This window comes from Providencia sp. PROV175 (assembly GCF_032707045.1).
Taxonomy (GTDB): domain Bacteria; phylum Pseudomonadota; class Gammaproteobacteria; order Enterobacterales; family Enterobacteriaceae; genus Providencia; species Providencia hangzhouensis.
This window is the reverse complement of sequence record NZ_CP120533.1, coordinates 3395224-3408554: the sequence shown is the minus strand read 5'-3', so window position 1 is coordinate 3408554 and position 13331 is coordinate 3395224. Positions and strand designations below refer to the sequence as shown.

Here is a 13331-nt window from a genome sequence, read left to right as displayed (position 1 = left end):
GTAATTTAGTCATATCGGTAACTCTTTCGTTGACATTTATCACAAATCGAACCTATTTATTTTGCATCGCGAAACAATTAATTTAGACTATGAAATTGATACTCTCAATAACCTAAATTATGATTTAGGTGTGTGAACAATAAGATCCCGTAAATGGGGCAAAAATAGGGCGATAAAGGGGGAGTTTGTGAATATTCTTAGCTACTTACAGCGGATTGGTAGGGCACTTATGGTGCCAGTTGCTGTACTACCAGCCGCAGCAATCCTGATGGGGATTGGCTATTGGATTGACCCAGATGGTTGGGGAGCCAATAGTGCAATCGCGGCGTTACTGATTAAATCGGGTGCGGCTATTATTGATAATATGTCCGTGCTATTTGCTATTGGTGTTGCTTATGGGATGTCAAAAGATAAGGACGGTGCGGCTGCGCTGACCGGTTTTGTTGGCTTTTTAGTGGTGACAACACTGTGTTCTCCTGCATCTTATTCCATGATCATGAATGTTCCGTTGGAAAGCGTTCCTGCGGCATTCGGTAAAATAAATAACCAGTTTGTGGGTATCTTAGTTGGGGTATTGTCTGCTGAATTGTACAACCGCTACAGTGGCGTAGAGCTACCAAAAGCGTTGTCTTTCTTTAGCGGTCGTCGCCTCGTGCCGATTTTGACATCGTTCTTAATGATCATTTTAGCCTTCATTCTGATGTATGTTTGGCCGGTGGTTTACAACGGTTTAGTCTCTTTCGGTGAAAGTATTAAAGATTTAGGCTCTGTGGGAGCGGGTATCTACGCATTCTTCAACCGTTTATTAATTCCAGTTGGTTTGCACCACGCGCTCAACTCGGTATTCTGGTTTGACGTTGCGGGTATCAATGATATTCCAAACTTCTTAGGCGGTGCTAAGTCTATTGAAGCAGGTCTGGCAACGGTAGGTATTACAGGTCGCTACCAAGCTGGTTTCTTCCCAATCATGATGTTTGGTCTGCCGGGCGCGGCATTAGCGATTTACCACTGCGCACGTCCAGAAAATAAAGCGAAAGTTGCTGGTATTATGATTGCCGGTGCGTTTGCGGCATTCTTCACCGGTATCACTGAACCACTTGAATTCTCATTCATGTTCGTGGCTCCGATTCTGTATGTGATCCACGCATTGTTAACAGGTATTTCGGTTTATATCGCAGCAACAATGGAATGGATTTCAGGGTTCGGTTTCAGCGCAGGTTTAGTCGATATGTTATTGCAATCACGTAACCCATTAGCCGTTCAGTGGTATATGTTGATTGTTCAAGGCTTAGTCTTCTTCTGCATTTACTATGTCATTTTCCGTTTTATGATCCGTAAATTCAACCTGTTAACACCAGGCCGTGAAGAGAGCGCAGGTGATGAAACGATTGATGGTTATGACGAAAGCATTAGCCCTGCCGATAACAGTGACAGCGATATTCAAAAAGAAGCTCGCCAATATGTTGCAGCGGTTGGTGGTAGTGAAAATATCGTCAGTATTGATGCCTGTATCACACGTTTACGTTTAGGTGTTAAAGATTCAGCGATTGTTAATGACGCCATGACTAAACGTTTAGGCGCTTCAGGTGTTATCCGCTTAAGCAAACAAAATGTGCAAGTGATTGTCGGTACACGTGCTGAATTGGTCGCAAAAGCAATGACTGAAGTAATTGCAAAAGGCCCTATCGCAGGAGCTGCTCCAGTTGCAGCAGCAGAAGAGAAAAAAGCCGCAGAGCCAGCGAAAGCAAAAGGTAATGTGATTTTATCTCTGGTTGCGCCAGTCAGCGGCCAAGTGTTCTCCCTTGACGATGTGCCAGATGAAGCGTTTTCTAGCCGCATTGTGGGCGATGGTATTGCCATCAAACCAACAAGCAGCGAAGTGTTAGCGCCGGCATCAGGTACGGTGGTGAAAATTTTTGAAACTAACCACGCATTCTGCCTTGAAACAGAAAACGGTGTTGAGCTCATAGTTCATATGGGTATTGATACTGTTGCACTGAAAGGCGAAGGTTGTGCACGTTTAGTGGAAGAAGGAGCTGAAGTAACCGCTGGCACACCAATACTGAACCTAGACCTTGCGTTCCTTGAAGCCAATGCTAAATCAATGATTAGCCCAGTTATCATCAGTAATATCGATGACTTTGCTGGCGTCGAGATTTTAGTTGACGGTGAAGTAAAAGCAGGCGAAACGGTTATTTATAATGTTCTGAAATAGTTCAGTTTAATATTATAAGTTAGTAAGAGGGTGGCTTAGGCCACCCTTTTTTATGGTGGTTAAATAAGAAAAAGATAATCATTCAAGGTATAACAAATAATGATAATCAGTATCAATTGAGTCTAGTGTATAAAGAAAATATAATTAATTGTTAGCTTTGTGGGGAGGTGTTTTTTCTAAAATACGCGAATAATTAAAATTAAAGCGCCTAAAATAATTATAAAAAAAGTATCTATAAGGAGAAAGAAATGGGATTAAAAATTCATTTGGTTTGGTTTGATAAACAAACAGAGGAATATGTTGGGGAAGAGTATTCTCTAGATCTAGGCGATGATGATAGCATTATAGAGGAAACCATTAATCCCGAGGAAAATATTATTAATAATGGTTGTTTTGATATGGTTTCTGACTGGGTTTCTAATCTTCAATATCATATAAAACATAACATTGAATTTAGTAAATATGATTATCAAGTTTCATTCGATTATCGAGATGAATGGTAATTATCTATATTTATAAATTATTAGTAAATAATTTAATTTACTTGTTTTATACAAATTAATATTTATCTAAAACAAAAACATAAGAAATATGTAATATTACTGAATTAGTGAAATACTTATAACTTCACTCTCGGCTTATGATTTAGGAGAAATTTCGTGAGGTTGATTTCATGGTTTATCGTTATAGGAGCGTTCATGATCGGGACTCCAACTTGGGGGGGAAATATAAATCCTCCTTTAATTCCAACTGTGAGGGATCGTCTATATACCATTGAATATAATGAAACAGAACTTCGTTATGATCCAGACCTACCTAAGCGAGTTCCTTATCCCAAAAACCAACAACAAGTGGTTGAGTTATATCATCGGGCATTAAAAAATAATAATGAAGATGATAATTATGCCTTATTTTCTTTTTTCAGAATTGGTTGCACCGATTTTAAGCATTTACATAATGTGAAAGCTGCAAAAGAAGAGTGTGCACTGGCAAATTTCTTTTTGAAGAGAGTATTAAAAATTAATTCTAACAATGGGTTAGCTCTGTTATTTACAGGGGTAAACTATCAGCATGGTAATGGGGGGGAAGTAAATATGCCAGAAGCAATTTCATATTATGAACGAGCTTACCACCTTCATGGTAATAAGGTAATTGTAGCAGGAAAAAATCTTTCGACGATTTATTTACATGGACTCGGCGGGATCCCTCAGGACTTTAATAAAGCTAAATACTATTTAGAAATGGCCGCAAGAGATAATCCAAAGGGGCAAGATGCATATTGCCTCAAGAATTTTGATATCTATGTTGATTTACTCAAAATATCAAATGAGGGCGATAAATGTAAACAACAGGATCCTAATAATCGTATTTGGGTTAAAGAATGTAATGATAAAGTAGAAAAACAAATAGAAACATACCTAAAAAAATATAGAGGAAATCAAAAAGAAGAAGATGCGATTGGTTGATTTAGTAAAGTTTTATTTTATGACTAGTGTGAAAGGTCATTATAAATAATAAGTTAAAAGTATAGAACAAAGAATACTTTAATTTTCTGTGTTAAAAAAGTTGCATTTGTTAATAACATTGGCGAAATCGCAAACAAGGTTGTCAAATTTGCATAAGCAAGGGGCTTTTTTCATCGATAAAATATTTTCTCAATTACTGAGAGGGGTTATCTGTGGAACTGCTTCTGTGTTTATTTGGCTTTATTTCGGGGATCACCACCGCACTATTCGGCTTCGGTGGCGGTTTTATTACGGTTCCACTGTTATATGCCTTGATTACCTTAGTGTGGGGGCCGCAAAGCGATGCAGGCAGTGTGGCAATGCAAATTGCGGTGGCAACTTCAACCTGCGTGATGATTTTTTCATCAACGTTATCAAGTCGTGCCCATTACTTAAAAGGTAATCTTAGCTGGGCAATTATTCGTCCGTTTATTATTCCAATTTCAATTGGTGGCATATTTGGGGCCATTGTTGCGCTATCCGTAGATAGTGCATTAATTCGTTGGATATTTATTGGTTATTTAATTATCACTATTTTAGATTGCTTTATTCGTCCCGGTTTTATGAAAACAGAATCTATAGGTATACAAGCCTCCCGTGGCGGTATTTTTGCCGATACCCCGATTGGCGTGGTGATTGGTGCGGTGGCGGCATTTTTAGGTGTTGGCGGCAGTGTGATGACTGTTCCACTAATGCGGCGCCGTGGTGCCAGTATGATCCAAGCAGCCGCATTTGCGAACCCATTGACATTACCAATGGCAATCACGGGCACATTAACCTATTTTTATTTCGCTATTGATAAGCACATTGATCTCGGAGCAGGGTTTCTGGGGATGATTTATATCAAAGGGGCATTAATTTTAATTGTGACATCGTGGTTAGGGATCCGTTTTGCTTCATTATTAATGCCTTACCTTAGCGATAAACGTCATGCCCAAAGTTATCCACTACTGTTACTCGTGGTTTTAGCTGTTATGTTGCTGGTTTAAAATCGCGTATTTCGGTGGGCAAAAATGAGGTTTTTGCCCGAAATTCCTTCTGTTCATCGCTTTTGCTGCACTTGGCGCAATCAAACGGTTGTTTCCTGATTGATTATGGTAGAATATATTTAATTACTATACGCTTTTGCGCGCTTTTGGCATTGAGGAATGATGACAATGAATGAGGCAGATGCTCGCCCAACAAATTTTATCCGTCAGATCATAGATGAAGATCTGGCGACTGGAAAACACACGTCAGTGCATACGCGTTTTCCACCTGAACCGAATGGCTATTTACATATTGGTCATGCGAAATCAATCTGCTTGAATTTTGGCATTGCCAAGGATTATCAGGGCCAATGTAACTTACGTTTTGATGATACAAATCCTGTAAAAGAAGATGTCGAATACGTTAACTCTATTCAAGAAGACGTTAAATGGCTTGGTTTTGAGTGGAGCGGCGATGTTCGTTATTCCTCTGACTACTTTGATACCTTGTATCAATACGCGATCGAGTTGATCAAAAAAGGCTTAGCTTACGTTGATGAGCTCAGCCCAGACGAAATTCGCGAATATCGTGGGACACTCAAAGAGCCCGGTAAAAATAGCCCATACCGTGAGCGCCTAATTGAAGACAACTTAGCATTATTCGAAAAAATGCGTGCGGGTGGCTTCGAAGAAGGAAAAGCGTGTTTACGTGCGAAAATCGATATGGCATCCCCATTTATGGTGATGCGCGACCCAGTTTTATATCGTATTAAATTTGCGGAACATCACCAATCTGGCAACAAATGGTGTATTTATCCAATGTATGACTTCACGCATTGTATTTCTGATGCATTAGAAGGCATTACTCACTCTTTATGTACCTTAGAATTCCAAGACAATCGCCGTTTATATGATTGGGTTTTAGATAATATCACGATTGACTGTCACCCTCGTCAGTATGAGTTTTCTCGTCTGAATCTGGAATATACGGTGATGTCTAAGCGTAAACTGAACCAATTAGTGAGCGAAAAACACGTAAATGGTTGGGATGACCCACGGATGTTAACCATTTCAGGTTTGCGTCGTCGTGGTTATACCGCAGCATCTATTCGTGAATTTTGCCAACGTATTGGTGTGACGAAGCAAGATAACAACGTCGAAATGGCTTCTTTAGAATCTTGTATTCGTGATGATCTGAATGAGTCAGCACCACGTGCTATGGCGGTTATCGACCCAGTTCGTGTTGTCATTGAAAACATGCCTGCTGGTGAAGAGATTTTAACAGCGCCAAACCATCCAAATAAACCGGAGATGGGAACGCGCCAAGTGCCATTTAGTAACGAAATTTATATTGACCGTGCGGACTTCCGTGAAGAAGCAAATCGCCAATATAAGCGTTTAGTATTAGGCAAAGAAGTTCGTTTGCGTAATGCATACATCATTAAAGCAGAGCGTGTTGAAAAAGATGCGGATGGTAATATTACAACCATTTACTGTACTTATGATGCAGGCACACTGAATAAAGACCCAGCAGATGGCCGTAAAGTGAAAGGCGTTATTCATTGGGTTAGCGTAGCGCATGCCTTGCCTGCAGAAATTCGTCTGTATGACCGTTTATTCACTGTGCCAAACCCAGGTGCAGAAGACGATTTCTTATCCGTTATCAACCCTGACTCGTTAATTATTCGCCACGGTTTTGTTGAGCCAAGCCTGAAAAATGCAGAGGCAGAAAAAGCGTATCAGTTTGAGCGTGAAGGGTATTTCTGTGCTGACAGCCGTTTAAGCAGCGAAGATCATTTAGTGTTTAATCGTACTGTGGGGTTACGTGATACTTGGGCGAAACTCGAAAATTCTTAATTTGATGTCCCCGTCATACTTTGCACCACAGGGGTGTTGGCTTCATTAAGTTACTCGAGTCACATACTTATGTATGCTCACGGGATAACTTAATTTGCCGCCTACCTGTGGTACAAATTATTTAGGGGCCAGATCGAGTATTAGCACAAAAAACGCTGACAAATAAATGTCAGCGTTTTTTATAGTAATCTACAAAGCCTACAAAATCTGAAGAACCTATTTGGATTTGCTATCCACTTTTTCTTTTAATAATTCATGCAGATATTCATTCGCGGAAGTCACATTACCTTGAGCATCTTTGACTTGGTACTCTTCGCCAGTAATGGACGATTTTGAGGCAACATTATCAATAAATTGTTCTGTAGTTTTGAGACGTTTTTCTGTTTTACGTAGTTTTAAACGTAAGTGAGATTCTGCGTCGGCAGCAGAATGTTCAGTTCCGTTACGAGTAAAAGTAAGGTTCTGTTGCTTACCAAGCTCTGCTAGTAATGATTCAGTACGAACTTTTTCTTCAGGGCTTAGCGCAAGTGCTTGGGTGGTAACAAAAACGCTTAAAAAAAGTACTAAAGCAGATGAAAAACGGTTTGATAGTTGGGCTGTGAGTGACTGCACGAATTTCTCTCCATAGAAAAAAGGTGAGTAAATTATAGGCAGCCTTTTAATTTAAACTATCGGTAAGATTCCTAGAATTCAATGAATGGTAATCCATTAGGGCATAAACCGATAACCAATCCCTGTTTCGGTTAATAAGTGAATAGGGCGAGCAGGGTCATTTTCCAATTTTTGCCGTAGGTGGCCCATATAGATGCGTAAGTAATGATTATGTTCCACATAATTAGGCCCCCAAACTTGCAGTAATAAATGCCGTTGAGTTAATACTTTACCGCTATTAGCCACGAGTTCACTGAGTAAACGGAACTCAATCGGGGTAAGGTGGAGCTCTTCACCTTGCTTGGTAACAATTCGATTAATAAAATCGATAGTGATATCCCCAAACTGGCATTTTGAGTTTTCTTGGGTGGATTTGCCGAAACGCCGTAAAGCAACCCTAACACGAGCCAGTAATTCGCTAATCCCAAAGGGTTTTGTGAGGTAGTCATCAGCGCCTGCATCCAATGCAGCCACTTTCTGTGATTCTTCTTCGCGAGCGGATAAAACAATAATCGGAATACTGCTCCACTGGCGTAGGTCACGAATTAAATCAAGCCCATCACCATCGGGCAAGCCAAGGTCTAAAATCAATAAATCAGGTTGTCGCGTACCGGATTCAATGAGGCCGCGTTGGTAATTTTCCGCCTCAAATACCTTCCAGCCTTCACCTTCCAGCGCTAAACGAACAAAGCGGCGGATTTCTTTTTCATCTTCAACAACCAGAATTTGATGGCTAGTACTCACAATATTGTTAATCCTTTTATGTTTCTACTTCGATATCAGGTAGTTGCTTTAAAGGTAAGACAAAATGGAAACTCGCTCCACCTTTATTATTATTTTGCGCCCAAATTTCGCCTTCATGTAACTGAATAATAGCACGACAAATGGCGAGCCCTAAGCCAACTCCTGGAATTGCGGACTCTTTTTGCGCCCGAGAAAATTTATCAAAAATGGTTTTTTCTTGTCCGTTTGGAATCGCATTGCTGGCATCCCATATTTCAATATGAATTTTTTGCCCTTCAACTGTAGCTCGAATACCAATCGGGGTATCGTCATGACTGTATTTTACGGCATTTTCTAATAGGTTGATTAGCACCCGTTCAATCAAGTTAGCATCACAATAAAGTAGTAAGTCTGCTGGAATATCAATTTCTAAAGGATGGCTGTGTAAGGTGTAATCTAAGGTTCTAACAGCACTACTGGTAATTTCTTGCAGTGATTCCCACGCTAAATTGGGCTGAATACTGCCAGATTGTAAGCGAGCCATATCCAGTAAATTATTCACCAAGCGCGAAGTGCTAAGTACTTGCTGGCGCATTTGGTTCACTTGTTCTGTTAGTGGTGATTTTTCCGCAGACAAATTCAACATTAAGATTTCGGTTTGGCCGAATAAAACGGTGAGCGGTGTTTTTAGGTCATGAGACAGTGCGGCAAGTAAGGAGTTTCTTAGTTGTTCTCGTTCAATATCTAATTTGGCTGATTCAGCTTGTTTTGTCAGCTGCAGACGTGCAAGAGCACTCGCAATCAGTCCTGTAAAGGTTTGCAGCATGCGTTGCTGTTCTGGGATCAATAACTGGCGCATGTTTCTTGGTTCAATGGCAAGAACGGCAAGGGTTTGATCGGCAGTGATGATAGGTTGCAATTGATAGGGAACGCTTGGTAGTGTATCCGTACCAGCACCGGCGGGTTGCCGCTTATCAAAACACCATTTAGCAATGGCTTTATCAATCAGCATTTCACTGTGGCCTTCACATTTTAATGGTGATAACTGGTCGTTTTCATCGGGGAGCAGTAAGCAGCTTTTGGCTTGAAATGCATTATTAAGGAAATGGTACCCAGTTCTCCCAATATCATCAGTCGTGATAGCTTGTCCTAATTCTTTTGTCATTTCATATAGGTGACGTGTTCGCTGCTCTCGATACCGAGCGATACGAGCTTGGTAGCGCATACCTGCAGTTAAATTCCCCACAACAACCCCCACAATTAGCATCACTGTAAACGTGACTAAATATTGCATATCCATGATAGCAAGGGAGAAATGGGGTTGAACAAAGAACAGGTCAAAACTGATCACGTTAACCAAGGCGGCGAAGACAGAGGGGCGTCGGCCATAAAATAATGCGATTAACACGACACCTAATAGATAGAGTGTCACGAGGTTGGCTTTATCGAGAGCCAATAAAAAGGTGCGCGAAAATAAGGTGATAGCAGCACACATCACAATAGCCATTAAATAGCCATTCATATCCGATCGCCATTTTTCAGAGAACGGCTTTCTTTCTGGTTCTTTGTCCCACTCACTTTTCTCTTCAAGTGCGACGATCACTAAATCCAGATCAGGGCCGAGCTTACCAAGACGATCGGCAAAACCGGGACGTAAATTGAGCTTAAACCATTTGTTTACTTTATTACGCCGACCAATCAATATCTTCCCTAAATTATGTTCTCGGGCATAACGTAATATCGCTTTTTCTTCCGAAGGGTCGGATAAAGTTGCTGTTTCTGCACCTAAGTCTTGAGCAAGACGCAACGCTTTTAAGATAGCTCTACGCTGGGTTTCAGGTAGCTGATGAAGTGAGGGAGTTTCAACATAAACAGCATGCCAGACACTACCGAATTTTGCAGCAAGTCGTGCGGCAGTACGGACTAATTTTTCATTTCCGGTATTATGGCCAATGCATAGCAAGAGCCCATCGCGAGTGTGCCATACGGGGGCTTGGCCTTTACCATCACGAAATTCACGCATCTGGTCATCAACCCGGTCAGCAGTACGCCGAAGAGCCAGCTCACGCAGTGCAATTAAGTTTCCTTTGCGGAAAAAATGCTCAATAGCGCGTTCGGCTTGCCCCGGTATATACACTTTGCCTTCTTTAAGGCGTTGTCGTAGGTCGTCAGGAGGAAGATCAACTAATACCACCTCATCAGCTGCATCAAAAATATGATCTGGAACTGTTTCACGTACGCGAATACCTGTAATACTTCCCACGATGTCATTCAGGCTTTCAATGTGTTGAACGTTGATGGTTGTCAGTACGTCAATTCCGGCATCAAGGAGTTCTTCGACATCTTGCCAACGTTTAGGGTGGCGGCTGCCATGGGGGTTACTAAATGCTAATTCATCCATTAAAATTATGGCTGGATGCCTAGCAATTGCTGCGTCAATATCGAAACCATTTAGGCGGCGACCGTGATGAGTTATGCGCCTAGGTGGTAACAGAGAAAGGCCGTCAAGTAACGCGGCTGTTTCTTCTCTTTCATGGGTTTCTACCACGCCAACCAGAACATCTAGCCCTTGGGCTCTAAGCCTTTGCGCTTCTTGCAGCATGGCATACGTTTTTCCAACACCTGCACAGGCACCGAAAAAAATCTTTAATTTGCCACGCCCAATTTCATTGGCTTTGACCAAGAGTTCATCGGGGTTAGGGCGAATAGGTTCCTGATTGTTCATCACAGCCCCTAGTGAGTTTGACTGTTTATTTGTTGTTGATATTCATCAAGTGCTAGGTTCAGTTTTAGCACATTAATGACTGATTCGCCTAAAAAGGGTAACAGCGCCTGTTCAGTATGTGTTTCTATCAGTGATTTTACCGCATCCAAAGGAATTTGCCTGCTTTTTGCAATGCGTGGAGCTTGGTATAACGCTGCATCAATAGAAATATTGGGGTCTAAGCCGCTGGCAGACGCCGTGAGTAAATCCACTGGGGTGGCGTTATCTGCATCGGGGTTTGCTGCGCGCAGTTGTTCGTTACGCTCAATCATCGTTTGTTGTAATAACGGGTTACTGACCGCTAAATTACTTCCGCCAGAAGCTAATGCGTTGTAGGGGCTATCAACCGTCGCAGAGGGGCGACCGTGAAAATAGCGGACATCACCCACATTTTGCCCGATCAAGGCTGAGCCAACAGTACGTTCATCTTGCATAAGTAGAGAGCCGTGAGCCTGCCATGGAAAAAAGATGTTAGCGAGACCAGTTACCATTAATGGGTAAGCAATACCGGTAAAAATGGTGAGTACTAGTAACATGATAATCGACGAACGGATCATATTCATAATCAACTCCTTATATTCCAAAAAAACTAATAAGCAGATCAATCAGTTTGATCCCAACGAATGGCACAATTAACCCGCCTAAGCCATAAATGCCTAAATTACGTTGCAATAATGATTGGGAACTCATTGGGCGATAATGGACACCTTTAATGGCTAAAGGGATCAAGAAGATAATAATCAATGCGTTGAAGATAACCGCAGAAAGGATAGCGGACGCAGGTGAATGTAATTGCATAATATTTAATGCATTTAATTGTGGCCATGTCACCGCAAAAGCTGCAGGGATAATGGCAAAATATTTAGCAATATCATTGGCAATACTGAAGGTGGTTAATGAGCCGCGAGTCATCAACATTTGTTTACCAATATGCACGACTTCGATTAGCTTGGTTGGGTTAGAGTCTAAATCAACCATGTTACCGGCTTCTTTTGCCGCTTGGGTGCCAGAGTTCATTGCCACTGCGACATCCGCTTGCGCCAGTGCTGGCGCATCGTTGGTGCCGTCACCTGTCATGGCAACTAAGCGGCCTTCAGATTGATATTGGCGGATCAACGCCAGTTTGGCTTCCGGTGTGGCTTCAGCAAGGAAATCATCGACACCTGCTTCGGCTGCAATTGCGGCGGCTGTTAAGTGGTTATCCCCCGTGATCATCACGGTTTTGATGCCCATACTACGCATTTGGGCGAAGCGTTCTTTCATACCCCCTTTGACGATATCTTTTAATGCAACGACACCTAAAACCGTTTTATTATCAACCACCACAAGTGGCGTTCCGCCTAAATGGGCCACTTTTTCGACCAGTTGATCCGCTTCGACAGGAAATTTACTGTGATTGGCTTCGATATAACGGCGGATGGCATCCGCAGAGCCCTTGCGGATCATTCGCTCGCCAATATTGACACCACTCATACGTGTCATTGCGGAGAAAGGAACAAAAGTTGCATTCAGGGCATGAATATCTCTTTCACGTAAATTAAATTTTTGTTTTGCCAAGACCACAATACTGCGTCCTTCTGGGGTTTCATCCGCTAAAGACGATAGTTGTGCGGCATCCGCCAGTTGCTGCTCTGTAATACCTGTTAGCGGTAAAAATTCAGAGGCTTGGCGGTTTCCCAGTGTAATGGTCCCCGTTTTATCAAGTAATAGAACGTCGACATCACCTGCTGCCTCTACAGCACGGCCGCTGGTGGCAATTACATTTGCTCCTAGCATGCGGCTCATCCCTGCTACACCGATAGACGAAAGCAAGCCACCAATGGTGGTTGGGATTAAACAAACTAATAGGGCAATCAACACTAAAATAGAAACTGCATCGCCAGCACCGGCATAATCTGCGGCAAAAGAGGTAAAGGGGTACAAAGTTGCACAGACAAGGACGAAAATGATCGTTAATGCAGTTAACAAAATGGTGAGTGCGATTTCATTGGGTGTTTTACGGCGTTGCGCACCTTCCACCATGGAAATCATTCTATCTAAGAAGGTTTCACCGGGGTTGACCGTACATTCCACGATCAGCCAATCGGAAAGTACGCGAGTTCCCCCTGTTACAGAGGAAAAATCACCACCAGATTCACGGATCACTGGAGCGGATTCCCCTGTAATTGCGCTTTCATCCACAGAGGCGCCGCCTTCGATGACTTCCCCATCGCAAGGAATGGTATCTCCGGCACGGATCAACACAATATCGCCTTTACGTAACTGATCTGAATTCACTATTTCTTGATTGGCATCCAGCGAAGCAGACGCTAAACGCGTTGCGCTACTTTGTTGCTTTACGCCTTTTAAGCTTTGGGCTTGTGCTTTGCTACGCCCTTCAGCGAGCGCTTCCGCAAAGTTGGCAAAAATAACCGTAAACCACAGCCAAAGGGTGATCATACCACTGAACCAAGCACTACCTTGTGTGTAACCCATTACCATGGCTAACCAAAGTAACGTAGTGATAATACTGCCAATAAAGACTACAAACATCACTGGGTTACGCCATTGCGCTTGCGGGGTGCATTTTTTGATTGATTCAATAATAGATTGTTTAATTAATTGATTGTTGAATAATTTAGTTTGTTTATTTTTCATTTTTTTTCCCC

Annotated in this window: 10 protein-coding genes; 5 read left to right on the top strand and 5 right to left on the bottom strand. The window is 42.1% G+C overall.

Annotation, left to right across the window (positions count from 1 at the left end; all coding sequences use genetic code 11):
- Positions 1–229 precede the first annotated feature (229 nt).
- The 5 genes from nagE (at position 230) to glnS (ending at position 6545) form a co-directional block, all read left to right on the top strand.
- On the top strand, positions 230–2215 hold the full coding sequence (gene nagE, locus P3L44_RS15455; protein WP_410480063.1) for an N-acetylglucosamine-specific PTS transporter subunit IIBC: 1986 nt from the start codon (positions 230–232) through the stop codon (positions 2213–2215).
- A 248-nt stretch (positions 2216–2463) separates the two neighbouring features.
- Positions 2464–2718 carry a colicin E3-like toxin immunity protein gene (locus P3L44_RS15450; protein ID WP_272662555.1) on the top strand — a complete coding sequence of 85 codons (255 nt, stop codon included), beginning with the start codon at positions 2464–2466 and terminating at the stop codon, positions 2716–2718.
- Positions 2719–2913: 195 nt separating this feature from the next.
- Positions 2914–3681, top strand: a complete 768-nt coding sequence (locus P3L44_RS15445; protein ID WP_272662554.1) for a sel1 repeat family protein — start codon at positions 2914–2916, stop codon at positions 3679–3681.
- Positions 3682–3893: 212 nt separating this feature from the next.
- A complete protein-coding gene (locus P3L44_RS15440; protein WP_272662553.1) occupies positions 3894–4709 on the top strand; it encodes a sulfite exporter TauE/SafE family protein in 816 nt (271 codons plus the stop codon).
- 168 nt (positions 4710–4877) lie between these two features.
- Positions 4878–6545 carry a glutamine--tRNA ligase gene (gene glnS, locus P3L44_RS15435; protein ID WP_272662552.1) on the top strand — a complete coding sequence of 556 codons (1668 nt, stop codon included), beginning with the start codon at positions 4878–4880 and terminating at the stop codon, positions 6543–6545.
- Between the two features lie 216 nt (positions 6546–6761).
- Here the strand turns inward: glnS and P3L44_RS15430 are convergent, their stop codons facing one another.
- The 5 genes from P3L44_RS15430 to kdpB form a co-directional block, all read right to left on the bottom strand.
- Positions 6762–7157: a DUF5329 family protein gene (locus tag P3L44_RS15430; RefSeq protein ID WP_140172799.1), complete on the bottom strand. Its 396-nt coding sequence runs from the start codon at positions 7155–7157 to the stop codon at positions 6762–6764.
- Between the two features lie 96 nt (positions 7158–7253).
- Positions 7254–7940, bottom strand: a complete 687-nt coding sequence (kdpE, locus tag P3L44_RS15425) for a two-component system response regulator KdpE (RefSeq protein ID WP_140172798.1) — start codon at positions 7938–7940, stop codon at positions 7254–7256.
- Positions 7941–7956: 16 nt separating this feature from the next.
- Positions 7957–10644 (bottom strand): two-component system sensor histidine kinase KdpD, encoded by a 2688-nt coding sequence (gene kdpD, locus P3L44_RS15420; RefSeq protein WP_272662551.1) that lies wholly within the window; start codon positions 10642–10644, stop codon positions 7957–7959.
- A gap of 8 nt (positions 10645–10652) precedes the next feature.
- Positions 10653–11246: a potassium-transporting ATPase subunit KdpC gene (kdpC, locus tag P3L44_RS15415; protein WP_036957946.1), complete on the bottom strand. Its 594-nt coding sequence runs from the start codon at positions 11244–11246 to the stop codon at positions 10653–10655.
- 10 nt (positions 11247–11256) lie between these two features.
- The gene (gene kdpB / locus P3L44_RS15410) at positions 11257–13320 is read right to left on the bottom strand and encodes a potassium-transporting ATPase subunit KdpB (RefSeq protein ID WP_272662550.1); all 2064 of its coding nucleotides are present in this window, start codon (positions 13318–13320) and stop codon (positions 11257–11259) included.
- Positions 13321–13331 lie beyond the last annotated feature (11 nt).